The sequence below is a fragment of the Streptococcus sp. genome (assembly GCF_030825805.1).
Classification (GTDB): Bacteria; Bacillota; Bacilli; order Lactobacillales; family Streptococcaceae; genus Streptococcus.
This window is the reverse complement of sequence record NZ_JAPJPF010000002.1, coordinates 13,995-39,844: the sequence shown is the minus strand read 5'-3', so window position 1 is coordinate 39,844 and position 25,850 is coordinate 13,995. Positions and strand designations below refer to the sequence as shown.

Below are 25,850 nucleotides of genomic sequence, written 5' to 3'. Positions count from 1 at the left end.
TCAATTGATTTGATTTCAAATGCTGAAGAAAAAGAGCTTGACCAAGACCAAACTCTGGATAATGAAAATTATTCTTCTTCCACCAAGCGTTTGAACTCTGCCTGGAGTTCAGCATTTTCTGTCGGTTTAAGATACATTTGTCCTCCATTAGTTGTATCTGAATGAAAGACGATCGGTTCTCCCGTATTGGTGATAGCGAAAAAGTAACTATGAACATCCGGGTATTTATCCCAATTGCTATAACGCTCTACAATTCGGTACTGGGCATTTCCTAGACCTGTATCCGTATACTCGGCATTCATTTTCTCACTTGGTCCATCCCCAAGGATATAGAGATGGTCAGCCCCAACGTCTCCTCCTGCGATTCCCTTTTGATAATTGGGTTGTCCTAGTCTTCCCCCCCAGTCCTTTATAAAAGTTTCGAGTTTCGCCGATTTGTTGGCATTCCAAGGAGCTTTTAGTTGTGTTTCTGATTTAGTTGTACGACCAGAAACTTCAAATTCCTGCCAATCGAGACCTCTTAAATCAATTTGATCAGATGCATTTTTTCCAAAATCAGCTCCAAGATCATTCGCTTGTATTTGAATCTCTTTTTCTTGGAGGATAGTCGCTTGCTCTTGCTTGGCATTAAGTCGATAAAGAGTCCCATAACCTTGCCCCGTTCCTGAGGACCAGCTAAGCTCTAGGACTTCTCCTTCTTTATAGACAAGCGCAGCATTTCTTGCTCCACCATGACCTGCCACGAACCCTTCTGCTAAAAGGACTGGTTTCCCAGCTTGCAAATAGTAAAGACCGGTTAAGAAATATTTGCCACTCACATTTAGGTCTGCAATCAACAGTTCCTCTATCCCATCATTATTCAAATCCGCAAAGGCATAGCGCATTTCATCCGCTTGGTTGACCGCATTCTCGACTGCCCAACTATTGATTGGACGCCCAGTTGCTTGTAAACTTTGATAGAGACTTGCAATACTTGCTGTATCCTTTGGCGAGGTCAAAATCTTTTGATAATCCTCAAATACAGGCTGGTACAACTTCTTGTAATCTTTTTTTACTTCTTTTTTAGTGACCTTTTTACTAGAAGATGATAAAGACGTTGTTTCCGAACTGTTATTCAACTGACTAGAATGTCGAGGAGTTCGTTTGCTACAACCAACCGTAACAAGTCCTGCTGCTAGGAGAATGACTGCTCCTAATTTCTCTTTTCGTTTCATAAGTTTCTCCTTTTGTGTCATCCTTGATAGCTGTACTTTTCTCTTTATATTATACCCAAAAAGAAGGCTACACCTAATAATTTGTGTAAAACCTTCTTAGTATATATGATTTAATTCGGATTTTTCTGCTCCTGCCGATTTTGATGATCCTGACTCTCAATGTGTTGCTTGATCAAGGCGACCACTTCATCATTGGTCGGAAGGTCTGAGTGTTGCGCATCCTCTCCTGTCACCGTAATCTCTGTATAACTAGCTGCTTGATTTTGATAGATATACTTACCAGCCGATACACTAGCATCCGGAACCAACTCATCTGAGTCATAGGTAATGGTCCCTGCTACTGAATACATATGGAGAGTTGTCGGTATAGCTTCTCTGTTCTTGATAAAGTCCGCCAACATCTCTGATTTATTTTTGATGTTGGTCTCGGTAAAGTTATAAGGGGTCCCAATGGTCATGAGGGTCTTGAGATCTACATCATAATCCCCTAGATAATTTTCAATAAAGGCAGTATAAATCAAGCCTCCATTAGAGTGGGACAGTCCCTTAAAGTTATTGAAGTTATATTTTTCTTGCAAGGCTTCAAAAGCTTGGTTAACCATCTTGGCTTGCTTTTTGATATTGCTGTAGCCATCCTTGTTGTTTTCAAAACCAATGATGATAATCGGTTCATTGTCCTTGGCATCAATACTCCCACTATAAGTAATGGTCCCATCATTCCAAACCTTGACCTTGAGCAGGCTGTGTTTGGTTCCTTGCCGGTCTTGGTTGAGCTTGGTCACCAAGCCATCAAAGCGATTTTCCGTAGCGGAACTTCCCGGGATCATGATAATAGGCGATAGTTTTGAATTATAGAATTTTTCGATTTTCTGGACATTTTTTCGAGTCCAGCTATAAGAAGGCACAGCCAAGCCAATCAAGAAAAGGCAGACCAAGGTGAAGACCAGCGCTGTTTTTTTAGAGATTTTCATGGTTTCCTCCTTCTTCTAGCAAATCTTTCCGAACTTGGTTGCCCATACGGACAAAGGGAATATAAAGGGCTACGTCTAGGGCAAAGCAGAGGAGACTCACAGCTAAAGCTCTCAGGCTTCCTCCCGTCCCAATAAAAGCATAAAGGATGCTTGGTGTCCCATCTGGCACTGGATAGACAGCTGCTGGCATCAGTTTGAAGCACAAAGCCAGAGCTGCAATTCCCATATTGACCAAGGGGATCAATAAGAAGGGAATCACATATAGCAGGTTGAGGAGGACTGGGATTCCTACCATAAAAGGAGCGCCATTGTTAAAGAGGCTTGGAAAGATACTAAGGAAACTAACTTTCTTGTCCTTTTGACTTCGTGAAACCAGTAAGATTGCAACCAAAAGCGCTAGGACGGCACCAACTCCTGCCACCATGCCATAACTGCGGTACAAATTGGTCAAGGTGTATAGATAAGGAATACCAGTCGTCGTATGATTGGTGACGGCATAAGTCAGATTTTCCAAGGCAAAACTATCATCCGCTATCGAGTTCAAGGCAAAAACCTGACTGTTTCCTACCCAACCCGATAAGCCATTCAAGAGTCCCATGACAAAAGTGGATAGGAGGTGATGACTGGTCACGGTCAGTGAACTGAAAAATTGACCGATGGTCTAAAAGACACGGTACTGATTGCCCAGGACTAAGAGGCCATTTAAACTGACTCCTAAGAGCAGAGACAAGAAAATCGGACGTACAGTCTTGGGTTGATAAATAAAGTCTTTATTGACGATTTGGTCGTCACTGGCTTTGGAAAGACGAAAAATCTGGCCAATTAGGTAACCTAAAAAAATCGCCAAGAAAATATTGGTCGTCGCAGGTAGATTGATGTGAGATAGTTGCCCATCGCGAAGAGGCCCCATCAATAATCCCTGTGAGCTAACAAGAAAACTGACCATAAGAGCTGTCACACCAGCCGTTCCTGTACTTCTCCCATAATGTCCAGCTGTATATTTCCCTGCAAAATAGGTTGCTAAAGGTCCAGCCAAACCACTTGTAAAATTAGAAAGATTGGACAAGACTTGACCCGTAAGCTGAAAGCCCGGGAACCAGTCCGAAACAGAAAAGAGCATATTTATATAGCCTCTATCTGAAAAGAAGGACTGGGAAATCACGCGAACAATTGCTGAGAAAAGTAAAAATGGAAAGAGAGATACCAAGGTTTTCTGGGTGATTTGTACAAATCCACGCTCTCGAAACCAGAGAAATTTTTGCACCAAATATTTTATCATTCTTGCTCCTACTATCCTTGTTGACACGTTAGGTGACATTACTCGTGCACACCCTTCTGTTTTCTTCATTATAGCATATCCTTACCCTTCTCAGGTTTACCTAAATTTCTTATATAGAGTAGTTAAAGTAAAAGAGAGGTATTTTAAACCTCTCTTTATTGATTCAATAAATAATCAGAAATTATCTTGTTAGAAGAGGATAGGATATTGTTAATCTGGTTTCTTTTTTCAAAGTCATTATCCCAATAATAAATATCTGATAGACCACCCTGTGGTGGAAAAAGGGCTTGATAAATTGTCAATTTATCTCTTAAACTCATTTCTTTATTAGTATTTACATATTCTTTCAAAATATGTAGCTCATCCACTTGTGGACCAATATTTTTAATATTATATTTGTCAATGATAGACAACAAATGATCGATTGCTTCTAAAAAAGTTTCTTTCATACTACTGTTCATCCATTTCACTATTTTCCTTAAATCCTATTCTACCAAAATATGGCCCTGAATTCATGCCAAACCAAAAAAGAGCAGCAAACTGAGCTACTCTCCATTTAGTTTATTTTTCGACCATACCGCCTTTGATAAGACTGTCTTTGGTTACTGAATAACTAACTGTTTTGTCATCTAGGGGATTAAAGCCTGGGACGATTTCTTTTAATTTTTTAAAATCGATTTTTGTGTAATCAATGGTATTGCGGATATAAAATATTCCATCTTTGTATTCTGATGTCAGTTCAAATCCTTGTCCCATCAAATCTTTGAACATTTCTTGGCTCTTAGCAACGGCTTCTTTCATGGATTCAAGAGGGTTTTCACCAGGAACTTTTGAGACGTCGTAATCATCAACTTTTTCTTGTACTAACAAGGTATCTCCCTTGTAATACAAGGTTACAGTGGACTTACCTGCTTCATCACTCGATTCAAGAACCGTTTTTTGAGCACCTGCTAGTGCATCCTCTTTTTGGCTTTCATCCGTTGATGACTCTTTTGTCTTCTCTTTAGCGGATGATTTGCTTGTTGCTTTACTAGTCGCCTTAGTGGACGATGGACTAGTAGATTTTGTACTCTCTTTTTGTGCGCAACCAGCTAAAAGAAGACCCGCTGTCAAGAAGACGGCTAACATTTTTGTGGTTTTATTCATTTTGAATACCTCACTTTTTTATGATGGTTAGGGAAATGACTGATGTCTGAAACGAGTCATTTAGCAAGATCAACTGTCGTTTTAGATGTTATTAGAAAAGCCTCAAAAATGATGTTCGCAGTCCCTCCTTATCGATCATTGTAGCCATCTGGGTGGCTGGAATGCCAAGCCCAGGCTGTTTGGATGATGGTTTCGATATTGTCAAATTTTGGTTGCCAGCCGAGGATGGCACGCGCCTTCTCAGATGATGCGATCAAGGTATCAGGATCTCCTGGTCTACGATCAGCCAGCTCAAGTGGGATCGGATGTCCGGTCACCTTGCGAGCTGCTTCAACGATTTGAAGATTGGAGAATCCGGTTGAAGATCCTAAGTTAAAAGCAGTCGATGGGTTTCCATTTCGAAGATACTCCACCGCTAAAAGATGGGCATCCGCCAAGTCAAATGGATGGACATAGTCCCGAACATTGGTGCCATCTGGTGTCTGGTAGTCATCTCCAAAAATAGAGATTTTCTCGCGTTTGCCTTGGGCTACTTGCAAGACGATTGGCAAGAGATGGGTCTCTGGTCCATGGTCTTCTCCGATAGATCCGTCAGGCTTAGCACCTGCTACATTAAAGTAACGAAGGGGCACATACTTGATGCCGTAGGCTTGATCAGCCCAACGCATGATGGTTTCCATCATGAGCTTGCTTTCGCCATAAGGGTTGATTGGTTTTTGCGGAGTGGTTTCAAGAATCGGAATTTCTTCTGGAATGCCGTAGGTTGCAGCAGTTGAAGAAAAGACGATGTAGTGCACCCCACATTCATGCATGACTTCCAAGAGTTTGACCATGCCTGCTGTATTGTTGTCAAAATATTTCAATGGATCTGCCATGGACTCAGCGACCAGTGAGTAGGCCGCAAAGTGGATGACCGCATCGATATCTGCATGTTCCTTAAAAACAGTGCGCATAAAGTCTTGATCCGCCAGGTCTCCTTGGTAAAAGACGGCATCTGGATGCACCGCTGCACGGTGGCCTGTGACCAGGCTATCGACCACGACGACTTTATCCTGTCCTTCATTAACCAAGCGGTCCACCATGTGGGAACCGATATAGCCAGCTCCTCCGAGTACGAGTATTGCCATTTGTTTTCCTTTCGCTTCTTGTTTTCTCTCTTATTGTACCAAATTTCTGCCTCTTCTCCACACTTAAAGTGTCGCAACAAAGCGTCTGAAGGCAGATTGGCCTTCTGCTGTTCGCTTGTAGACACCAGCATCTTCAAGCACGCGCGCAAAGATCTGGCCGACTGATTCACGGACAAGAGCCTCTGCCTCTGCTTCTTCTGTGATAGCTGGGTGAGTGGCTTTCAAATCATCTGCCCAAGGCTGGTGGTAGGCCGCTACCGTGCTCTCACGTCCAAGTAGATAGTCTTGGACCTGCTTGAGTTCTTCCTTAAGACGAGGTGGCAAAATCGCTAGCCCCATGACTTCGATCAGGCCGATATTTTCTTTTTTGATGTGTTGCACATCTGCATGCGGGTGATAGATACCATCTGGATGCTCTGGTGAGGTTTGGTTATCACGGAGCACCAAGTCCAGTTCATAATGCCCATCACGAATCCGTGCAATGGGTGTAATGGTATGGTGGGGCTGACCGTCGGATGCCGCTAAGACTTGAACGACTGGATCCGAGTAGCCACGCCAGGCTGTAAGGATATGGTCTGCCAGAGCAATCAATTGTTCCTTGTCGTCTGATTGCAAACGGAGAACCGACATGGGCCAGTTGACAATCCCTAGCGATACAGCCTCAAAGCCCTCAATGGTAAAACTTTCCTCAACAGGAGCTAGCTCCATAGGGAAGGTGTGCCGTCCGCCTTGGTAGTGGTCATGAGTCAGGATGGATCCCCCTACAATAGGCAGATCTGCATTAGACCCCGCAAAATAGCCTGGAAAAGTCTCAACAATGGTCAAAAGTCGCTCAAAGGTCTTGCGACTAATGGCCATGGGCACATGCTGGCTATCAAGGAAAATGCAGTGTTCATTGAAGTAGGCATAAGGGGAATACTGGAAGCCCCAGTCATGACCGTCCATATCAAAGCGAATAATCCGGTGATTGGCCCGAGCTGGATGGTCTAGGCGACCTTGATAGCCTTCATTTTCAAAGCATAATTGGCAGGCTGGATAATGACTGGTTTTGGCAAGTTTGGCCGCTGCAATGTCTTTAGGATCTTTTTCAGGTTTTGACAGATTGATGGTGATTTCAAGAGAACCGTAGGGAGTTTCTGCCTCAAAGGCAATGTTTTGTGCAATCGCTTTGACTTTGATGTAATCATTGCGCTTAGAAAGGGCATAGAAATCAGCAATCGCATCTTCTTTAGACTGACGGTAGGTCTCCCAGAAACGATGGTTGACCTGACTAGAGCTAGGTGTGATCCAATCCATCAACTCTGCACCCAAGCTGTCCTTGGCGGCCATGCTATCTTGAATCATATTATTCGCAACCGCAATCTCCACCAGCTGATCTTTGAGCGCAATCAAGTCTTCTTTTTGGGCTGGGGCGTCTAGCCCCTCTTCTCCAACGCGACTCATGACGCGGTTTTTTAGATAAATCCGATCCATCTCTTCATAGTCACTTGCCACAATGACGGCTGTGACAAATGCATCTAATACCAGTTCTGTCATCCTATCTCCTTTTTAATCAAGCACCCGTGTCCCTGCCGCAACCTCTGCAATGTAGAAACTTGGCGCATAGCCAACGATTTCCTCATAGCGTTTGCCGACAGCTTCTTCAAAAGCCTCAACCTTATCTTTGTTAACAAGGGCGATGGCGCAACCACCAAAGCCTGCTCCCGTCATACGAGCACCAAGCACTCCTTCTTGTTCCCAGGCTGTATGCACCAAGGTATCCAATTCAAGTCCAGTTACCTCATAATCGTGTTCTAAGGATACGTGGGAAGCATTCATGAATCGTCCAAAGGCTTCCAAGTCTCCTTCTTCCAGAGCCTTGCGAGCTTGGAGGGTCCGTTGGTTTTCAAGTACCGCATGGCGAGCTCGTTTGATGCGATTTTCATCCTTGATCAAGTAGCTATAGGTATCAAAATCCCAGACATCCAATTCACCCAAGGTTTGGATGTCTAGTTTAGCTTGCAATTCTGAAACAGCTGTTTCACATTCCGCACGGCGTTCATTGTATTTTGAATCAATCAATTCACGGCGTTTATTGGTATTCATAATCACGACGACATTGTCTTTCAAATCAAGGGGCACCAAATCATATTCCAAAGTGTTGGTATCCAGATAAATGACCCGTTGGTCAGCCCCCATACCGATGGCAAACTGGTCCATGATGCCAGAGTTGACCCCGATAAAATGATTTTCCGTTTGTTTTCCGATCTTAACCAGTTCTACCCGATCCACTTTAAGACCATAGATGGTTTCCGCAATGACGCCCGTCAGCATCTCTAGTGAGGCTGAAGAAGAGAGACCAGATCCATTTGGAATATTACCGTAGACATAGACATCCATCCCCACATCAATGGTGTGACCAGCTTCTTGCAAGAAATGAAGAACGCCTTTTGGATAGTTGGTCCAGTTGTGCTCCTCTTCAAACTGAAGGTTTTCAAGAGGAACTTCAATGATGCCCTTGTCTTCAAAGTTAGCAGAGAAGAAACGAAGAAGCTTATCCTCGCGTTTGCGAGCTGCTCCGTAGGTACCAAGGGTGATAGCTGCAGGGAAGACATGACCCCCGTTATAGTCTGTGTGCTCACCGATTAGATTGATCCGACCTGGTGAGAAGAAGGTATGATCCGCTTCTGCTCCAAAGACTGTTTGAAAAGCGTTCCGAAGTTCTTGAGTATTCATTGCGATTACCTCACTTATATAGTTATTTATCTTTAGTGTAACCCTTTTCATAAAGCAAATCAATTAGTTTACTAAAATTTTAGTAAACTACACTAACCAGGCCAAAGCTATGATATACTAGAAGACAGAAGGAGAAAACTTATGGCTACATTAAAGGATATTGCCAGTCTCGCTAACGTATCCATCGCCACTGTCTCACGTGTGCTGAATCAAGATACTAGTCTTTCTGTAACAGAGGAAACCCGCCACAGAATTTTGACCGTTGCTGACGAACTAGGCTACACCAGACATCAGAAAAGTGGGAACTTTAAGAAAGAAAAACAACAAATTGTCATCATCCAATGGAAAAGTGAAGAGGGAGAGCTGGACGACCTTTACTACTACAACATCCGTTTAGGCATTGAAAAAAGAGCACAGGACCTCGACTATGGCATCCTCCGCTATTTCAATGATATTCCTTTTCGATTAGGGGAGGAAATTGTTGGGGTCCTTTGTATCGGAAAGTTTAGTAGGGTACAGATTATCGAACTAGAAAAGCTAGCCAAGCCTCTGGTTTTTGTTGATAGTAACACTCTCAACCAAGGGCATCCTTGTGTCACTACTGAATTTGAAAATGCTGTTCAGACTGCTCTTCACTATTTAAGAAAACAAGGGTGTCAAACAATTGGTCTCTTAACCGGTGAGGAAAAAACGACCGACCTATTGGAAAGTATTCCCGATCCCCGGCGTAGAGCTTATCGAAACTACTGTATTGAAAGAAACATGTATCACCCTGAACTCATCCTCACAAGTAGTTTTACAGCTCAATCAGGCTATGACCTCATTTCCTCTCAACTTCAGTCTGGCTCACCCTTACCAGATGCCTATTTTGCTGCCAGTGATAGTTTGGCAATTGGGGCTCTTCGCGCCTTTCAAGAAGCCGGCATCAAGGTCCCTGATAACATCCAACTCATCTCCTTTAATGATACCAGTTTAGCCAAACAAGTCTTTCCTCCCCTCTCGACCATCACTGTTTTTACAGAAGAAATGGGACGTACTGCTATGGACGTCCTTAATAAACAAGTCCTAGCTCCAAGAGAAATACCAACCCTCACCATGCTAGGAACCAAACTCACCTTAAGAGAAAGTACCAAGAATGGATGATCTTCCATCCTCTTCGAAAATAAGATACTATGAAAACACACGAAATTTTATACCAAACTTTGGCCCAAGCCCAGGATTATGTCAACGGCGAGCAACTAGCCCAGGAAATGGGCCTGTCTCGCACCTCTATCTGGAAGGCCATCCAGCGTCTAGAAAAAGAAGGCATCGAGATTGAGTCTGTTAAAAATCGAGGCTACAAGATCCTTTCTGGAGACCTCCTAATCCCCCAAGTCATCGAAGACCTTTGTCCATTGACAGTCTCCTATAATCCCCAGTGCCAATCCACCCAGTTAGACGCTAAGAATGCCATGGAAGCGGGTGGCCAATCTGCTACTCTGTATCTAGCTCCTTTCCAAACAGCTGGTAAGGGGCGTTTTGGGCGCGACTACTTCTGTCCTTCTCAAGGGGGAATCTACATGTCTCTCCACCTCAAGCCCAACCTCCCTTTCGATCAAGCACCTGCCTATACCCTCATGGTCGCAGCTGCTATCTATAAGGCTCTGAAAAGTCTAGCCTTACTGGATGTCGATATCAAGTGGGTCAATGACATCTACTACAAGGGGAAAAAAGTTGGAGGCATTCTGACTGAAGCCATCAGTTCTATCGAAACAGGCCTCATCACAGATGTCATTATTGGTGTGGGGCTCAATTTTTCCATCACTGATTTTCCAAAGGAACTGAAAGACAAGGCAGGGTCCCTCTTTGGTGCCCAGCCTCCCATTTCCCGCAATGAACTGATTGCTGAGATTTGGAAGGAATTTTTCACCACTCCAGAAGAGGAGCTGATCTACCTCTACAAGCAACGTTCACTGGTCCTAGGTAAGGAAGTCCGCTTCGAACAAAATCAAACCAGCTACCAAGGTCTGGCCAAGGATATCTCAGATAGTGGACAACTACTAGTCCAACTGGAGGACGGCCAAGAACGCTGGCTTAATAGTGGCGAAATTTCCCTCAAACAGTGGGACCTGTAAAACAGACCAACAGCTCAAAAAAATAAGCACCTCTCGGTGCTTATTTTTTATACTTATCCCGTTTTTTCTGATTGAGCTGTTGATCGATACTTTCGACCAATTTCCCTAAGATATAGCTGACTTGCAAATTTCTCAGTATCAAGAGAGCCCAGAAGATAGCTGCCAGGTAACTTTCTCTCATTACTGCATCATTGAAAAAATAGGTTTCAAAGGCTGTAAAGATAGCCATAGTCCAAAATTGACGTTTATTCATATTGTTATTCTACCACGATTTTCTGAAAAAAGCACAGGCTAGTCTTCTTGGATCGTAATTTTCTCAGAGAGAAAATCAAAACCTTCCGGAATGACAGGCTCTTCTGCCACCTCGACTTCATCCTTGTGACCACGAGCTTTCTTAGAGAATTCCGCCCGAACCTGGGTCCATTCCTCCATGGAAATAGCCAAAATCTCCGGAGAGAAACCTGCCGCATTGCTTAAAATATTGCCAAACATGGTATTGAGGTTATCTCGCTTCATGGTCTGTTCGGCATTAAAGGCAGACTCAAAAGCTAAAATCGCATGGCGTTCATTAGCCGCAACCGGCTGTGAACCAACCAGTAAAGCCCTATCTGCCCCTGCTAGGCTTTCAATAATTTCCCCCCAAGCATTCTGTAGGCGAATGAGATTGTTACGGGCTAAATCTGGATTTTCAACTGCTTCTTGTAAGATGGCTTGAACCTTATTGCGATCCACTCGATAGTCCTTGCTAGACTTCTGAGGACGGGCTGGAGCTGACTTGGCTACAGGAGACCCGCTCCCTACTTGAGCTAATTGACTTTTCAGTAACTCCACTTCTCTTTTGAGTTGGTCCATTTGTGCCAAGAAATCTGCTGGAAGAGCCGCTTGGCTAGCCGAAGGGCCCTCACCCTTGTATTCTGCCAAACGAATGGTCATCATCTCCGTATAGATTTTCGGCTGCAGGCTGTTTTTGATATCCGCTAAACTCCTTGTCGCAAGATCAATCCAAGCAAAGAGGGTGGCTTGTGGAATGGCTAGATTCTGGTTAAATCTCTCACTGACATGGAGATTTTCCCCACCTGTCTGAACGATCAAGAGATCCCGTAAATACTGCAAGAGGTCCGTCACAAAGCGGGCCATGTTTTTCCCATTATCAAAGATCAGGTTCAACTGCTCCAAGGCAGCTGTTGCATCGTGTGCTGACAAGGCTACAACATAGAGATCTAAAGCTTCTTGACTGATGGAACCTGTGATTTCTTCAGCCGTCGCAGTGGTCAATTGGGCACCAGCTGTCAGGCTGAGGGCTTGGTCCAAAATGGACAAGGCATCCCGCATCCCACCTTCTGCCCGACGGGCAATTATGGCTACAGCTTCTTCTTCGTAATCAATCCCTTCTTTATCCAAAACAGCTTTTAGGTGGTCTTGAATGGCTGACGTCTTGATGGATTTGAACTCAAAGCGTTGAACCCGTGAAAGGATGGTTGCTGGAATCTTGTGCAATTCCGTTGTTGCTAGGATAAAGACTACATTTTCTGTCGGTTCTTCCAAGGTTTTGAGAAGAGCATTAAAGGCTCCCGTCGAGAGCATATGGACCTCATCGATAATATAGACCTTATGAGGAGCCAAACTAGGCGCATAGGTAGATTTATCGCGGATATCTCGGATCTCATCTACCCCATTATTTGAGGCTGCGTCAATCTCGATAACATCCTCTAAACTGCCATTGGTAATGGCTTCACAGATATAGCAATCATTACAAGGCTCTCCCCCTTTTTGGTTGGGGCAGTTCATGGCCTTGGCAAAGATTTTTGCCACACTGGTCTTCCCCGTCCCACGAGGTCCAGAAAAGAGATAGGCATGGCTAATTTTCCCCTGTTCGACAGCTTGTCGAAGGGTCGTCGCAATAACCTCCTGCCCTACAAGTTGGCCAAAGGTCTGGCTACGGTATTTACGATAGAGGGCTTGATACATTAATCTACTACTCCAAACATCCTAAAATTCCAATTTGTTTTTTCAAGTAAGATAGCTACAAAACGTTCCAAATAAAGGCGATCCAGGTCGTCATAATCTTCCACTTGGTCCGAATCTAGATCCAACACTCCCAGCAACTGGTCTTTCAAGACCATGGGAACCACAATCTCACTCATGGCGCGACTGTCACAAGAGATATAATTGGCATGCTGGGTCACATCCTCAATTACCAGCGTCTCTCTTTTCTCTGCTGCTTCTCCACAGACGCCTTTTCCTAAGGCAATGTGGACACAGGAAACCTGACCTTGAAAGGGGCCTAAAATCAGCTCTTTTTGATCATAAAGATAAAAACCTGCAAAGACCGAATGTGGTAGGGCTTGATTGAGCAAAGCACTGGCATTGGATAAATTGGCCAAGGCATTGCTTTCACCCTCTAAAAGAGCTTCTAACTGGGCTAGTAAGAGTTGGTAACGTGATTCTTTTTCCTGTATATTCATAACCTTTATTATACCAAACTTTAGTTAGAAAATTAAGTATTTACAACGGAGCAACCTTTGATAACAACCCAGCTTGCCATCAGAACTATCAAGCAAATATTCCCAATTAAAAGAGAGTGGGACAGAAATCGGTAATTCGTTAGAATTCGATTTCGTCGTCCCACCTCCGCACAGTTGAGTAGGGCTGTAAAAGCTGATGAAATCAGCTTAGTAGAGCCCACTCAACCACTGCGTCTTGCTCGATAATCCAAAGAAAATTTAGAGGCTAGGACTTTTGTCCCAGCCTCGATTGATCAAACTATTTGAATGTGACTAGATATCCCTTCGAACATATTGAATCGCCCGATAAGAGAGAAAGAGGGTCAGAACAAGGGAAACAAACCAGATGGTCCGAAGGCCGTAATATTGGATGAGGAAGGTGGAAAGAATAGCTCCTCCCACAAAGCTCCCAATCAAAGAAGTCATAAAGAGAGACTCCCAGAAAAACTCCATCTTCCGCTCCCGTACAAAATTTCCATATGCGACCATGGTCTTCTTGAGATTCCCTGTCATAAAAGAATGGTTGTAGGCGTAATCATCTACTTCTCCAAAGGAAGTGGCTACAATCCCCAAGCTCAGTCCAAAGAAAGGCACAATCAGAACATTGGGCACTTCTTTAGGAAGAAATCCTGCCACCAAGGTCGTCAAAACCAAGGGCACCAAGGTACTGAGCCGCCAAACCGAATGACTAAAGAAGCGTTGAAAGACGGTCATCAAGAAAATCCCGATCATAAAGGCCAACATGGTGGCTAGTTTGACCTCCACATCCGCGATTTCATGGCCAATTAAACCAACAGATAGAAAGACCACGTTTCCCGTTTGGCCCGCGGCCAAGGTCCCTCCTCTTTCGATAAAGGTGTAGGCATCTGAAAAACCTGCACACATGGTCAGTAGGCAGGCAAAGGCCTTACTTCTGGAGTGAAACTCCCTTCTTAACTTTTTCATATTTCCCCCTATTTGTCATGGAAAAGAGGCTGGGACACTACTTCCTAACCTCTCTCACTTGTTATCTTATCCTTCACGTGATTCGCTCAAAATCTTCTCAATCTTGGTCGTAATCAAATCAATGGCTACAGTATTGGTCACGCCTTCTGGAATGATAACATCCGCATAACGCTTGGTTGGCTCGATAAACTGATGGTACATCGGCTTCACCACTCCCAAGTACTGCTCGATGACGCTGTCCAAACTCCGACCGCGCTCTTCCATATCTCGCTTGATCCGGCGAATGATCCGCACATCATCGTCGGTATCAACGAAAATCTTGATATCCATCAAGTCACGAAGACGCTTGTCCTCCAAGACTAAAATCCCCTCAACGATAAAGACATCCTGAGGCTCCTGGCGATAAGTCTTAGCACTACGCGTGTGCGCTGCATAGTCATAAGTTGGAATATCAACCGGACGGCCAGCCAACAACTCATTGATTTGCTCAATCATGAGGTCTGTATCAAAGGCAAAAGGATGGTCATAGTTGGTCTGAATCCGCTCTTCAAAGGTTAGATGACTTTGATCCTTGTAATAAGAATCGTGCTCAATCATAGCAATCTTTTCATCTGGAAAGTGGGACAAAATTGCACGAGAAACACTGGTTTTCCCCCCACCAGAACCACCTGTTACACCGATAATAATTGGTCTGTTTCGCATCTTCTTCTCCATTTTCTATAATCTTATTTATTCTATCACAAAAGCGGTCTCTTGACCACGACTTAAACCTTTTTTCTAAGGATTTTCATCAACCTTCCAAGAAGAACTTCCCTCCTATCCTCCATCCCAATTAGAAAGGCCCATTCCATCTTTTTAGGATGAAACATGATATAATGAAACCAGTAAATACCTGATTGAAAGGAGCTGCCATGCTGAAACTCGGTATCATCGGCACCAGTGCCATTTCCCATTCCTTCCTTGCTGCAGCTAAAGAAACAGACCAGTATGAGTTAAGAGCGGTCTATTCACGGACCTTGGAGAAAGCTCGTAGTTTCACCCAACCTTATGGACAAGTGGCCCTCTATGATGACCTGATTGCCTTTTTAGATAGTGATCTGGATGTCATCTACATTGCTAGTCCCAATTCACTCCACTATCCTCAGGCAAAGTTATCCCTCTTGGCTAAGAAACATGTCATCCTTGAAAAACCAGCTGTCACCACTCCCAAGGAATGGAAAGAGTTGGTTAAATTAGCCCAGGAGCACCAGGTCTATCTCTTTGAAGCCGCTCGCAACTATCATGAAAAAGCCTTTGCGATCATCCAAGACTTTCTCAAAGACAAGACCATCTTGGGTGGCCACATGACTTATGCCAAATACTCTTCTAAAATGCCCGAGCTCTTGAAAGGAAATACTCCCAATATTTTCTCCGACCTGTTTGCTGGGGGAGCCCTCATGGATTTGGGAGTCTATCCTCTCTACTTTGCAATCGGCCTCTTTGGTCAACCTGAATCAGTAACTTATCAAGCGCGACAATTGCCTAATTCAATCGATTTGAACGGACATGGTAGCTTGGTTTATTCTGACTTTGTCATTGGCATTCAAGCCGGCAAAGATGTGACCAGCAATCTTCCTGCGGAAATCTACACAACAGACGGCACCCTTTTCTTAAGTGGAATCGAAGCCGTTAGTCAGGCTTTCTTTCAAGATCATTCTGGAACTAGTTACCAACTTCCGATTACTCCTGCTTCTCATAACATGCTGGAAGAAGCTCAGGCCTTTGCAAGTATAATGACAGAAGGCAACCAGACACTTTACCAGACTTGGCTTCAAACAGGACAGATGGTTCACCAAACCCTCTACGCTATGCGCCAAGATGCTGGAATACACTTTAAGGACGAACATTAATATGACACTAGCATTTCCACCGCTCTGGCAAGAGCAACTCAAGACCCTCGGCTTTGAGCAACTGACTGAAATCCAAGAACGCCTCTTTGAGCCGATCACCCAAGGGGAGAACGTGCTTGGAGTCAGCCCAACAGGAACCGGAAAGACCCTGGCCTATCTCTTCCCTAGTCTTCTCAAGCTAAAACCTAAAAAAGCACAACAATTGTTGATCCTATCACCCAATACAGAATTGGCCGGACAAATCTTTGATGTTGCCAAACAATGGGCAGAACCTCTTGGACTCAGTGCCCAACTCTTCCTTTCAGGCTCTAGTCAAAAACGGCAAATCGAACGCCTCAAAAAAGGACCCGAAATTCTCATTGGAACTCCAGGCCGTATTTTTGAATTGATCAAGTTAAAGAAAATTAAGATGATGAATGTTGATACCATCATCCTGGATGAATTTGATCAACTGTTTAGCGACTCTCAGTATCACTTTGTCGATAAGATTTGCCACTACGCGCCCCGAGATCATCAATTTATCTATATGAGTGCAACGACCAAGTTTGATCCAGAACAAATCAAACCCAATACTCTAACCATTCAAGTGAAAGGACAAAACTTGGACAATATCCAGCACTTCTATATGGAAGTGGATAAGCGAGAAAAGGTTGAACTCCTCAGAAAACTCTCCAATGTCGAAGACTTTCGTGGCCTCGTTTTCTTCAATAGCTTGTCCGACCTGGGGAGCGCTGAAGAAAAACTCCAGTACCGAGAAGTTAGCGCTGTCTCACTTGCTAGTGACGTCAACGTCAAATTCCGGAAAGTCATTCTGGAACGCTTTAAGGATCATCAGCTGACACTCCTTCTGGCAACAGATTTGGTAGCGCGGGGAATCGATATCGACTCACTAGAATGTGTCGTCAACTATGAAGCTCCAAGAGATGCCGAAACCTACATCCACCGATCTGGGCGTACCGGACGCATGGGCAAAGAAGGCTATGTCATCACCTTGGTCAGCCATCCAGAAGAATTAAAAAGCTTGAAAAAATTAACCACTGTTCGTCCTTTGATCCTTAAGGGAGCTCAACTCTATATAGGGGAAGAATAAGAAAATCGTTCGTAACATTACGAACGATTTTTAATGTAGACAAACTATTGTTTTACATAAAACAGCTGGATAATTTTCAAAAAACAACTTATATTTTTAGTCATTTAAGAATATGAAAAAAACTTTCCGCCGTGAGAAAAGTGCCTGAAACACAATCGTTTCAGGCACTCGGAATTATTGAGACCTTAGGCTCAATAATTAGTCATGGAACTTCTACGAAGTTCGCTGACGTCCGTACTCACCTAAGGAAAGTTTTTAAAATTACTTTATCTTCAATCTGAGTCGTTCGTAACATTACGAACGATTTTTTTAATTACGATTGTAATAAAGGCGATGAGTTTCCACTTGGTGGTTTAAGAGTTCATCAACCGTCACAATGGTGTAGCCTTGCGATTGAAGGTATTGGATCACAGCTGGGAGAGCATTAATAGAAGTTTGGTGAATATCATGCATCAGGATAATTGATCCTGGTTTGACTTGTTTTTTCACCTCTGCTAAGATTGCTTCGGTGTTATGACTCTTCCAATCCAAGGTATCCACATCCCACATGATAAAGGCTTGATCCACTGCATATTGAATGGCACTATTAATCGAACCATAAGGAGGACGAGTAATCTTCGTTTGCACTCCAGTCACCTTTTGAATCACTTCTTTGGTATCCATGATTTCTTTTTGAGCTGACTCCAAAGGCAACTTAGTTAAGACAGGATGGTTCCAAGTATGGATCCCGATTTCATGTCCTTCCTGACGGACCCGTTTAGCCACTTCAGGATAGGCTGAGACATTCTTCCCAAGCATAAAGAAAGTTGCTTTAACATGGTACTTGTTAAGGATATCCAGGGCTTGAGGAGTCGTCGTTGGATCTGGACCATCATCAAAAGTCAAGGCAACCATCTTAGCGTGACGTTGGGTTTGGTAGGCCTCATAAGCTTCACGATCTCCAGGATTCAGGCGAGCAGAATCAATCACATCATAGAGCTTCGAAAGGGGCATATCGAAGGTTTCCATGCCCTCAATAGTAACTGGAAGTGTGATAGAAAGAACCCCTTGATTGTAGGTGAACTGCCAACTTGCTATATCACTTGCTGAGACAGCTTGCATCAGCTCTTCAATTCGATCTTCCCCTAACTGTAGGAAGACCAGCTGAGAGCGCAACTCTGTTAAGAGGGGTTCTTTGGCTAAATCAGCATCCGTAAACAATTGGGAGAATTGGAAGACCGTCCCCTCATCCGTTAGATAAAGGAGGGGAAGTTTGTCAATCCCATCTTTGATGAACTTACCGTTTTTCCACTTGTACTGGGTCTTCTTCACCTGATAAGGGTGAACCCCGACAAATGGGTCCTCTGAGCGTTCGGTATGATAGAACAATAGCTCTTTTGCTTGCTGATTCTTCTTCTCTTCTTGGGGAAGAGAGCCTACGTCAGCCAAAATTCTCTCTTTGACCACTGCGATAGGTTCTTCGTTATTTTTCGGGTAGTAGGCAGCAACATAAGATTGACCGACCATTCCTTTTTGAAGAATGGTATCTTTGTCTTTTTCAACTGCTTCTTCTTCCTGGATTGCTTTGGAAAACTGTTGATTATAATTTTTGATAGCGCGTGCTTCCTCAATCTTCTGATAAGCAAGATAAATCCCTCCGATAAAAAGGAGGTTGAGGAGGATGAGAATAAGTATTTTCAAGTAGGATTTCTTCATACTCTTATTATAGCAATTTTATCACCAAAAAACAGTAGAAAACTCTAGAATCTAGAAAATAAAACCTAAAATATGATAGGGAAATTAAAGTAGCTCAGTCCTATCTCCTGTCACTTTGAACCGGCAACTTTCAAGCAGAAAAAAAGAACAGATGTGGTCACATCTGCTCTTTGTCACAAGTTATATGATGCTGATTATAAGGACTTTTCACGAATCACTTCGACTTTGTAGCCATCTGGGTCCACAATAAAGTAATAGTTTGGAAGAGTTCCTGGCAAGCCTTTAGGATCTGTTACTTGGTAACCTTTTTCCTTATGCTCCGCATGAAGGGCTTCAAGGTCTGGCGTACTCAAGGCAACATGGGCAAAGCCATCTCCAATGACGTAAGGACCATGATCATAGTTGTAAGTTAATTCCAACTCATAGTCATCCCCTTCTAAACCAAGATAAACAATCGTAAATTTGTATTCAGGAAAATCTTTGCGACGCAATTCCTTAAAGCCAAACGCATCTGCATAAAAAGCAATTGATTTTTCTAAATTCTCCACTCGCAAACAAGTGTGTAACATTTTTGAAGCCATACGACACCTCTTTCTTTTTTTACTATTATACACTAGTCAGGCAAAAATAGCGATTATTTGAAATAGATGAAAAAGCTGAGGATTCCTCAGCCTAAATTATCGAAAAACTTATGTTATATAAAATAAGCCAAGTTATTCTAAAAAATAAGAACAACTCCTTATTATGAGCGCCATCCATGTAGGTTCTGAAACTTTCCGCCGTGAGAAAAGTGCTTGAAACAGTTATGTTTCAAGCACAAGGGAGTTTTGAAACCTTAGGTTCAAAACTAAGTCATGGAACTTCGTAGAAGTTCGCTGACGTCCCTTCTCACCTTTGGAAAGTTTTAGAAGTCTTTTGCTTCATCTAAGTTAAAGATTCCTCAGCTTTACTTGTTTTTCGTTGATTTAGAAGTTGATTTCTTTTTACTATCTGACTTGGTTGCTAGTTTGACCTCGAAAATAGCACCTTTCGGCTTGTTATCTCGAACAGTAATGGTGCCATTAAAGGCTTCTACGATTTGCTTGGCTAAGGACAGTCCTAAACCAAAACCACCCTTTTGACGCGTACGCGCCTTATCCACTCGGTAGAATCGATCAAATATCCGCTTTTTATCTTCGTCTGCAATCCCTGGTCCATTATCCTCTACCCGAAGATAGAGATAGCGATCCTTGAATTGGGCGACAAACCGTATCTTTCCTTCTTCCTCTGTGTATTTGAGGGCATTGTCATACAAAATGGTCATCAGCTGTTTCAGTAGGACCTTGTCAGACACCAGACTCCTTTCGACCTGATTCTCATACTCGAAGATTTTATCATTTTCCTCGGCAATGATTTCATAATTGGCAAAGGTTTGGTCGAAAAAAGAAGGAGGGATTTCACAAAACTCAGGTTTAATCCCATCATCTCGACGGGCTAAGTTTAAGAGATTGGTCGTCAGTAAGCGCATATTGCGAACCTCATCCAAAGAGGAGGCGATATTCTCACTGGATTCCATAATTGTTGCCTCTGGCTTTCGGAACAGGGTTTCCAAACGATTTTGCAAAACGGCTAAAGGTGTCCGCAATTCATGAGAAGCATTTTCGACAAAAGCCTTCTGCCGGTTCATGCTCTCTAAGAGAGGTTTCACACTCATTTTAGCCAGGAAGATACTTGCAAAGAGGGAAATGCCCCAGAAGCAAATCATGACCAAGGCGATTTGGCTCTCGTGTTTTTCACTGGTCTGCTCCAACTGGCTGATATTGGTCATGATCACGGCATATTTCACCCCATCGATATAATCATCGGGGTCAATATCCACCAAATAAGCCCGGTAGCTTTCTTTTTGCTTATAATGGTTGGTGATTTGAATCTGCTTGATCTTGTTTAAATAGCTGCGACTAAAGGTCACTGTTTTTAAATCCAGAAAACCATTGTCCGTCGTCACATTTTCAAAATTATCATTCAAGAGGATGGCTGTACTATTGGAAGTGACCGATGGTCTAGGGCCATCCTCGGGATCAGGTTCATTATCTTCTGGTCGGTCATCATCTGGTTCGTCTCTTCCCATCCCATTTCCGGTACGATTGGCCAAGCTAATGATGGAATAACGATCTTTACTCAGTATCTTTAAATTTTCATCAACCGTTGTATACAGACTTGACCGCATTACTTGAATAATAATCAAGGTCATGGTTGAGAAAATCAAGGTAAAGAGTCCGAAATAGCGGATGAAATAAGAAAAGTCATCCGCATTGACAGTTTTTTTAATTTTATTGAGCATCTTTCAGAATGTACCCCACGCTACGCAATGTTTGGAGATTTTTTGCAAATTCTGTTCCTTTTAACTTCTTACGAATCTTAGAAACATACACTTCAACAACCGAGATAGTCGTATCGCTATCAAATCCCCAAAGTCGATCAAAGATTTGTGTCTTGGGCAGGATAACATTTTGATTTTGAAGGAAATAGACCAAAAGATCAAATTCTTTCCCTAATAGCTCCACTTCTTTCCCTTCAACAAGCGTAGAATTTGTCGAAAGATTAACGGTTACATTCCCATAAGAAAGGGTATTTTCATTGACCTTACCAGAGCGCTTCAACAATGCTTGGATCCGCATCTTGAGTTCTTCTAGGTAGAATGGCTTGGTCAGATAGTCATCTGCCCCTAACTCAAACCCATGGCCCTTATCGTCCAAACTCTCTTTGGCTGTCATAATCAATACTGGAGTGGAGACACCCTTATCTCTCAATTCTTTCAGAACTTGGAAACCATCTTTTTCAGGGAGCATGAGGTCTAGCAAAATGAGGTCATAGATGCCACTTTCAGCCTCATAAAGACCTTCGTCTCCATCAAAGACTTGCATGACATCTGCAAAGTCATCTAAAAAATCAAATACTGAATTAGACAAACCGAGGTCGTCTTCTACTAATAAAATCTTAATCATGTGTACTTTCTCCTTCTCATTCTTCCATACAGGGATGACGAGTATTTTCTACTCTATTATAACATGACCAGGCTTCATTCAGTAGCATTCAGATAGCGATTTCAACTTTTTTCTTAGCCTGCTGTCCCTGTCTCATCCTTTGATGAATTGTTTGTATTGCTAGACGATTTTTTCGAAGAGGATTTCTTGGAGGACTTTTTACTCGATTTACTATTTTGTTGCTTGTCTTGTTGACCTTGAGGGCCTCCATTTTGTGGTGGTTGGCCATTCATGTCTCCTTGTCCTGGTCCACCGTTTTGGCCATCTTGCGGTGGCATACCGCCTGGTCCTCCACCAAATCCATCTTGTCCTTGACCACCTTGCGAGCCCCCTCCTTGAGGTGGTTGACCGTTCATTTCTCCTTGCCCTGGACCACCATTTTGGCCATCAAAACCTTGTGAGTTAGAAGGTCCATTTTGATCGTTCCCATGGCTATTTTGTCCTTGATGGTTTTGGGCAGGCTGGTTACTATTTTGTGTAGCTACTGCTGCTTGTTGGCGTTGGGGAGTCGTATTGGCTGTCGCCAACATTCCCAAGCCAAATCCACCAGTCATTCCTACGACAAGTCCTCCTGTTGCTGCGGCAGTTGCCCACCACTTAGGACTTTTCTTAACGACAATCATTTTTTCAGTTCTTTCTTGCTTTTGTTCATTCGAAGCTTGCATTCTTTCCATTCCTTAAATTATTTAAACAAGGCCTTTGTTTAGATAGGGATAGTTTACCGATTCTTCCTTAATCGTGACTAAATTTTTTCTTAAACTTTCCTAAAATGAGGATGGAGACAATTGTCACAGCTGAATAGAGGACTTGACAGGCTTGCATTATTTTTTGTAGAATAGTTACCATAAAAATAAAGCGAGGTTTACTGTTTTGAAAAAAATAGAATCAATGACATTAATTGCTCTTGGAGCAGCTCTGATTGCTGCCCTATCTCCTTTTACAATCCCACTTGGACCCATTCCTATCACGCTTCAGACTTTAGCGATTGGATTGATCGCCAGCATCTACCGTCCAAAAGAAGCCACCCTTTCTGTTCTCATTTACCTCCTCTTAGGTGCCATTGGCCTCCCCGTCTTTGCAGGTGGTCACGGAGGCATCAGCTCCTTCTACGGTCCCACTGCTGGATTCCTTTTCTTCTTTCCCCTTCGTGCTTTGGTTACCTCTAGCCTCGCTGGCCAAAAGGGACAGCCCATTCGTATCTTCCTAGCTAACGCCTTGGGGGAAGTCGTCCTCTTTATTGGGGGTGCCTTAGGTTTTATGCTCATTACCCACCAGAGTTTGGATCTCACCGTAAAACTGGTCGTCCTACCTTTTGTATTACCAGATTTGATTAAGATCACGTTGACAACGGTTTTCGCAGTTATTCTCTATCGCAATCTCAAACATCTCCCATATTTCAAAAAAGCAAAATAAAAACTCTTAGAGAGGCCTACAAACCTGTAGGTTCCTCTCTAGGAGCTTTTTTTTCTTTATTTAGTTGCTAGAAGGGCTGTTTCAACCGCTGCTTTCTCCCGCTCGATAAGATCGATACGAGCCGCGATCTCTTTAATTCCCATCTTGATATTACGGCTGATCGCCATATCATCCAATTGAGGCTCAAAGAAGGCCTTGTATTCATTCAACCGTTCACGGGTCTTGAAACAGTTAGCTGGGTAGATGACAAACTTATCAAAGCTCATATCACCACCGAGTGCTTTCTTGATCCAATCCCAGTTTTCACGCGCCCAAGTCCAGGTTCTTCCTTGGGTAAAGTCATGGTGCAAGAAATTGAAGTACCAGCTCATAGCCAAGTCCTGAGGTTTCACCACATCCTTGTTCTTCCACTCCTTCAATAGAGCTTCCAAAGTTTCCTCATCCTTGGTATAAGAAAGGGCAGCCGCCAACTGGCGTTTAAAGTTTCCATCAACTGTCTTCACATAGGTATCCAGATATTGTTGGCTAAGCGCCTTGGTTTCCTGGTGTTTGATTTGGTTGACCAAGATTTGCAAGCGAATGGCAGCTGGAAGTTTTTCTAGATCAGCTGCGTGCGCTTCAAAGATAGCGCTCGCTTGTGCTTGTGCAGCTTCATCATTGGCCTTGATCATATTAGCAATCATTAGCTGACGAACTTTTTCGTCTTCTTCTGTTTCACCAGGCTTAGCTTCTAGACCCAAGCGTTCAAAGTTGTAACGGTTCAAGCGTTTCAACAACTCATGGAAGGCAGCTTCTGTTTCAGTTCCTTCATCCACAAAGAGACTGATTCCAGCTAAGACGCTCGAAACAGCTGAAACAACCAAGTAGGAACTTTCTTCTGTCAAGTGTTCAATCACTGGCAAGAGGCTTGCATAAGAAATTTGACCACTTTCCGCTAAGAGACGACGTTCTTGAACCACTTGCAATTTCGAAGTGCTATCCAAGTTAGCCAGTTCAGCAAGGATATCTTCCAACAATTCCCCACGGTAGTCACTGATATAGTGAGCTGTATTTTCTGTATTAAAGCGAAGAGCACCGCTGTTAGCTGCTTTCAAGGCACTGTAGTTTGGAATCTCTAAGACTTCTGTATCCAAGGTATCTGGAATACCTGTCCAGTTACTATTTAAAGGAACAACCCACTTGCGGCCTTTTTCTTCTCTTTCTCCGATGAAGAACTGCTCTTGACGGATGATCAAGGTATCGTTCTCTACAACAGCTGAGACAACAGGGTATCCTGGTTGCTCCAACCAAGAATCCATAAAGGCTGCGACATCACGACCTGAAGCTTGCCCAAGAGCATCCCAAAGGTCACGACCGATGGTATTTCCGTATTGGTGTTTTTCAAAGTAAATCTTCAACCCTTTACGGAAGGCGTCATCGCCTAACCAACGGCGAAGCATGTGCATGAGACGGCTACCCTTAGCGTAAACGATGGCTGGGTCAAAGAGGGTGTTGATCTCGTCTGGGTGTTTGACTTCCACATGGACGGATTGAACGCCATCTGTAGCATCGCGTTTCAAGGCAGCAGGCACACCAGTTGTTTGGAAGTCTTCAAAGATATTCCAGCTTGGTTCGATGGCATCCAAGCTGACATATTCCATCATATTGGCGAAGCTTTCATTCAACCAGAGGTCATCCCACCATTTCATGGTCACGAGGTTTCCGAACCATTGGTGAGCCAACTCGTGAGCCACCACTAAGGCTACTGTTTGACGGCTTTGAGCAGTCGAATTCTCATCAACAAGAAGGTAGACTTCACGGTAGGTTACCAAGCCCCAGTTTTCCATCGCACCTGAAGAGAAGTCTGGAAGGGCGATATGAAGAGATTGAGGGATTGGATACTTCACGCCATAGTAGTCTTCATAAAATTCAATAGCACGTACGGCAATATCCAATGAGAAGTCCAAGTTTTCTAATGGGTGAGCTTTGGTAGAGTAGACACCGACTAGGGTTCCATTCTTGGTCTTAGCTGTCACTCCTTGAAGGTCTCCAGCCGCAAAGGCCAAGAGATAAGAAGACATACGTGGAGTCGTATCAAACTTCCAAATCCCTGTTTCTTTACGGTTTTCCACATCGATTTCTGGCATGTTAGAAAGAACGATTTCTCCCTCTTCTTGGTCAAACTTCACAGCCAAATCAAAGGTCGCTTTGGCTTCTGGCTCATCCACACTTGGGAAGGCTTCACGCGCAAAATGGCTCTCAAACTGAGTAGAGATCACTTCCTTCTTCACACCATCTACTGTGTAGTAAGATGGATAAATCCCAGTCATATTATCGGTAATCTTCCCTGCATAAGTGAGGGTAAGGTTTACTTTTCCAGTAGCAGGAACTTCGATAAAGACAGCCTCTTCCTCATCATTGACTGTAAAGGCACAGTCCTGCCCGTCTACTTGTACAGTTTCGATGGTCAAATCCTTTTGGTGAAGAGAGATGCGAGTCTCTTTTGCTTCTCCGCTAATGATCACTTTCCCTGAGAAAGTTTTACTAGAGCGGTTCAAATCTAAGAATAGATCGTAGTGCTCAGGTACAAATGTATCAATAAAATGTGCAACTGCTTGCATGAGTAACTCCTTCTTCATTTTTTCTCACCTTCTATTCTATCATAAATCCTACTAACTGTAAGGTAAGAGGGGGCAAAACCAGATCTACAAAAAGACAAAAGTCTGAGATCATGACCTCAGACTTT

23 protein-coding genes and 1 pseudogene are annotated in these 25,850 nt (G+C 43.4%); 5 read left to right on the top strand and 19 right to left on the bottom strand.

Annotation, left to right across the window (positions count from 1 at the left end; genetic code table 11):
- Positions 1-68 precede the first annotated feature (68 nt).
- From RCH62_RS00720 to RCH62_RS00685, 8 genes and pseudogenes are all read right to left on the bottom strand, one after another.
- Positions 69-1,214 (bottom strand): DUF4767 domain-containing protein, encoded by a 1,146-nt coding sequence (locus RCH62_RS00720; protein WP_306474386.1) that lies wholly within the window; start codon positions 1,212-1,214, stop codon positions 69-71.
- Between the two features lie 110 nt (positions 1,215-1,324).
- A complete protein-coding gene (locus tag RCH62_RS00715) occupies positions 1,325-2,185 on the bottom strand; it encodes an alpha/beta hydrolase (protein ID WP_306474385.1) in 861 nt (286 codons plus the stop codon).
- A pseudogene (locus RCH62_RS00710) lies at positions 2,172-3,464 on the bottom strand (PTS transporter subunit EIIC). Before RCH62_RS00710 ends, RCH62_RS00715 begins: the two are co-directional and overlap by 14 nt.
- Before the next feature lie 155 nt (positions 3,465-3,619).
- Entirely contained in the window at positions 3,620-3,913 is a 294-nt protein-coding gene (locus RCH62_RS00705) for an ABC transporter (protein WP_306474384.1), read from the bottom strand.
- A gap of 112 nt (positions 3,914-4,025) precedes the next feature.
- The gene (locus RCH62_RS00700) at positions 4,026-4,610 is read right to left on the bottom strand and encodes a DUF1307 domain-containing protein (RefSeq protein ID WP_129268906.1); all 585 of its coding nucleotides are present in this window, start codon (positions 4,608-4,610) and stop codon (positions 4,026-4,028) included.
- Positions 4,611-4,738: 128 nt separating this feature from the next.
- Positions 4,739-5,737: a UDP-glucose 4-epimerase GalE gene (gene galE / locus RCH62_RS00695; RefSeq protein WP_129268904.1), complete on the bottom strand. Its 999-nt coding sequence runs from the start codon at positions 5,735-5,737 to the stop codon at positions 4,739-4,741.
- A gap of 63 nt (positions 5,738-5,800) precedes the next feature.
- Complete coding sequence (galT, locus tag RCH62_RS00690; RefSeq protein ID WP_306474383.1) at positions 5,801-7,273, bottom strand: UDP-glucose--hexose-1-phosphate uridylyltransferase; 1,473 nt, start codon at positions 7,271-7,273, stop codon at positions 5,801-5,803.
- Between the two features lie 12 nt (positions 7,274-7,285).
- The gene (locus tag RCH62_RS00685; RefSeq protein WP_306474382.1) at positions 7,286-8,452 is read right to left on the bottom strand and encodes a galactokinase; all 1,167 of its coding nucleotides are present in this window, start codon (positions 8,450-8,452) and stop codon (positions 7,286-7,288) included.
- 141 nt (positions 8,453-8,593) lie between these two features.
- On the opposite strand from RCH62_RS00685, the gene RCH62_RS00680 reads away from it, so the two are divergent.
- Together RCH62_RS00680 and birA are read left to right on the top strand one after the other, a co-directional pair.
- Positions 8,594-9,595, top strand: a complete 1,002-nt coding sequence (locus RCH62_RS00680; protein WP_129822175.1) for a LacI family DNA-binding transcriptional regulator — start codon at positions 8,594-8,596, stop codon at positions 9,593-9,595.
- Between the two features lie 29 nt (positions 9,596-9,624).
- Positions 9,625-10,566: a bifunctional biotin--[acetyl-CoA-carboxylase] ligase/biotin operon repressor BirA gene (gene birA / locus RCH62_RS00675; protein WP_129822176.1), complete on the top strand. Its 942-nt coding sequence runs from the start codon at positions 9,625-9,627 to the stop codon at positions 10,564-10,566.
- 40 nt (positions 10,567-10,606) lie between these two features.
- Here birA and RCH62_RS00670 read toward each other — a convergent pair whose 3' ends face one another.
- The 5 genes from RCH62_RS00670 to udk form a co-directional block, all read right to left on the bottom strand.
- Complete coding sequence (locus tag RCH62_RS00670) at positions 10,607-10,819, bottom strand: DUF3272 family protein (RefSeq protein ID WP_048690913.1); 213 nt, start codon at positions 10,817-10,819, stop codon at positions 10,607-10,609.
- A gap of 38 nt (positions 10,820-10,857) precedes the next feature.
- The gene (dnaX, locus tag RCH62_RS00665; protein ID WP_306474381.1) at positions 10,858-12,534 is read right to left on the bottom strand and encodes a DNA polymerase III subunit gamma/tau; all 1,677 of its coding nucleotides are present in this window, start codon (positions 12,532-12,534) and stop codon (positions 10,858-10,860) included.
- Positions 12,534-13,031, bottom strand: a complete 498-nt coding sequence (locus RCH62_RS00660) for a GAF domain-containing protein (protein WP_306474380.1) — start codon at positions 13,029-13,031, stop codon at positions 12,534-12,536. The genes dnaX and RCH62_RS00660 overlap by 1 nt, the downstream gene beginning before the upstream one ends.
- Before the next feature lie 312 nt (positions 13,032-13,343).
- Complete coding sequence (locus RCH62_RS00655) at positions 13,344-14,015, bottom strand: YoaK family protein (protein ID WP_048788887.1); 672 nt, start codon at positions 14,013-14,015, stop codon at positions 13,344-13,346.
- Between the two features lie 66 nt (positions 14,016-14,081).
- Complete coding sequence (gene udk, locus RCH62_RS00650) at positions 14,082-14,717, bottom strand: uridine kinase (protein ID WP_048691384.1); 636 nt, start codon at positions 14,715-14,717, stop codon at positions 14,082-14,084.
- A gap of 209 nt (positions 14,718-14,926) precedes the next feature.
- On the opposite strand from udk, the gene RCH62_RS00645 reads away from it, so the two are divergent.
- Both RCH62_RS00645 and RCH62_RS00640 read left to right on the top strand, forming a co-directional pair.
- Complete coding sequence (locus tag RCH62_RS00645) at positions 14,927-15,904, top strand: Gfo/Idh/MocA family protein (RefSeq protein ID WP_306474379.1); 978 nt, start codon at positions 14,927-14,929, stop codon at positions 15,902-15,904.
- 1 nt (position 15,905) lies between these two features.
- On the top strand, positions 15,906-16,994 hold the full coding sequence (locus tag RCH62_RS00640) for a DEAD/DEAH box helicase (RefSeq protein WP_306474378.1): 1,089 nt from the start codon (positions 15,906-15,908) through the stop codon (positions 16,992-16,994).
- Positions 16,995-17,303: 309 nt separating this feature from the next.
- Here the strand turns inward: RCH62_RS00640 and RCH62_RS00635 are convergent, their stop codons facing one another.
- The 5 genes from RCH62_RS00635 to RCH62_RS00615 form a co-directional block, all read right to left on the bottom strand.
- Positions 17,304-18,674, bottom strand: a complete 1,371-nt coding sequence (locus tag RCH62_RS00635) for a polysaccharide deacetylase family protein (RefSeq protein WP_306474377.1) — start codon at positions 18,672-18,674, stop codon at positions 17,304-17,306.
- Between the two features lie 209 nt (positions 18,675-18,883).
- Complete coding sequence (locus RCH62_RS00630; protein ID WP_023022851.1) at positions 18,884-19,270, bottom strand: VOC family protein; 387 nt, start codon at positions 19,268-19,270, stop codon at positions 18,884-18,886.
- A gap of 365 nt (positions 19,271-19,635) precedes the next feature.
- Positions 19,636-21,009: a cell wall metabolism sensor histidine kinase WalK gene (locus RCH62_RS00625; protein ID WP_154852490.1), complete on the bottom strand. Its 1,374-nt coding sequence runs from the start codon at positions 21,007-21,009 to the stop codon at positions 19,636-19,638.
- Positions 20,999-21,673: a response regulator transcription factor gene (locus tag RCH62_RS00620; RefSeq protein WP_023022847.1), complete on the bottom strand. Its 675-nt coding sequence runs from the start codon at positions 21,671-21,673 to the stop codon at positions 20,999-21,001. The genes RCH62_RS00625 and RCH62_RS00620 overlap by 11 nt, the downstream gene beginning before the upstream one ends.
- 113 nt (positions 21,674-21,786) lie before the next feature.
- On the bottom strand, positions 21,787-22,377 hold the full coding sequence (locus tag RCH62_RS00615; protein WP_023022846.1) for a hypothetical protein: 591 nt from the start codon (positions 22,375-22,377) through the stop codon (positions 21,787-21,789).
- 205 nt (positions 22,378-22,582) lie between these two features.
- Between RCH62_RS00615 and RCH62_RS00610 the strand changes: the two genes are divergently transcribed.
- A complete protein-coding gene (locus tag RCH62_RS00610; protein ID WP_042361035.1) occupies positions 22,583-23,125 on the top strand; it encodes a biotin transporter BioY in 543 nt (180 codons plus the stop codon).
- A gap of 56 nt (positions 23,126-23,181) precedes the next feature.
- Here RCH62_RS00610 and RCH62_RS00605 read toward each other — a convergent pair whose 3' ends face one another.
- Entirely contained in the window at positions 23,182-25,725 is a 2,544-nt protein-coding gene (locus RCH62_RS00605; protein ID WP_306474409.1) for a M1 family metallopeptidase, read from the bottom strand.
- Positions 25,726-25,850 lie beyond the last annotated feature (125 nt).

Bases quoted from the DNA above. Each gene is read 5' to 3' on its own strand.
- RCH62_RS00605 (WP_306474409.1), bottom strand. From the start codon at position 25,725: ATGCAAGCAGTTGCACATTTTATTGATACATTTGTACCTGAGCACTAC.
- RCH62_RS00680 (WP_129822175.1), top strand. From the start codon at position 8,594: ATGGCTACATTAAAGGATATTGCCAGTCTCGCTAACGTATCCATCGCC.
- RCH62_RS00700 (WP_129268906.1), bottom strand. From the start codon at position 4,610: ATGAATAAAACCACAAAAATGTTAGCCGTCTTCTTGACAGCGGGTCTT.
- RCH62_RS00655 (WP_048788887.1), bottom strand. From the start codon at position 14,015: ATGAAAAAGTTAAGAAGGGAGTTTCACTCCAGAAGTAAGGCCTTTGCC.
- RCH62_RS00715 (WP_306474385.1), bottom strand. From the start codon at position 2,185: ATGAAAATCTCTAAAAAAACAGCGCTGGTCTTCACCTTGGTCTGCCTT.
- RCH62_RS00640 (WP_306474378.1), top strand. From the start codon at position 15,906: ATGACACTAGCATTTCCACCGCTCTGGCAAGAGCAACTCAAGACCCTC.
- RCH62_RS00615 (WP_023022846.1), bottom strand. From the start codon at position 22,377: ATGCAAGCTTCGAATGAACAAAAGCAAGAAAGAACTGAAAAAATGATT.
- RCH62_RS00625 (WP_154852490.1), bottom strand. From the start codon at position 21,009: ATGCTCAATAAAATTAAAAAAACTGTCAATGCGGATGACTTTTCTTAT.
- RCH62_RS00705 (WP_306474384.1), bottom strand. From the start codon at position 3,913: ATGAAAGAAACTTTTTTAGAAGCAATCGATCATTTGTTGTCTATCATT.
- RCH62_RS00620 (WP_023022847.1), bottom strand. From the start codon at position 21,673: ATGATTAAGATTTTATTAGTAGAAGACGACCTCGGTTTGTCTAATTCA.
- RCH62_RS00630 (WP_023022851.1), bottom strand. From the start codon at position 19,270: ATGGCTTCAAAAATGTTACACACTTGTTTGCGAGTGGAGAATTTAGAA.
- RCH62_RS00660 (WP_306474380.1), bottom strand. From the start codon at position 13,031: ATGAATATACAGGAAAAAGAATCACGTTACCAACTCTTACTAGCCCAG.
- RCH62_RS00645 (WP_306474379.1), top strand. From the start codon at position 14,927: ATGCTGAAACTCGGTATCATCGGCACCAGTGCCATTTCCCATTCCTTC.
- galT (WP_306474383.1), bottom strand. From the start codon at position 7,273: ATGACAGAACTGGTATTAGATGCATTTGTCACAGCCGTCATTGTGGCA.
- birA (WP_129822176.1), top strand. From the start codon at position 9,625: ATGAAAACACACGAAATTTTATACCAAACTTTGGCCCAAGCCCAGGAT.
- dnaX (WP_306474381.1), bottom strand. From the start codon at position 12,534: ATGTATCAAGCCCTCTATCGTAAATACCGTAGCCAGACCTTTGGCCAA.
- RCH62_RS00670 (WP_048690913.1), bottom strand. From the start codon at position 10,819: ATGAATAAACGTCAATTTTGGACTATGGCTATCTTTACAGCCTTTGAA.
- galE (WP_129268904.1), bottom strand. From the start codon at position 5,737: ATGGCAATACTCGTACTCGGAGGAGCTGGCTATATCGGTTCCCACATG.
- udk (WP_048691384.1), bottom strand. From the start codon at position 14,717: ATGCGAAACAGACCAATTATTATCGGTGTAACAGGTGGTTCTGGTGGG.
- RCH62_RS00720 (WP_306474386.1), bottom strand. From the start codon at position 1,214: ATGAAACGAAAAGAGAAATTAGGAGCAGTCATTCTCCTAGCAGCAGGA.
- RCH62_RS00685 (WP_306474382.1), bottom strand. From the start codon at position 8,452: ATGAATACTCAAGAACTTCGGAACGCTTTTCAAACAGTCTTTGGAGCA.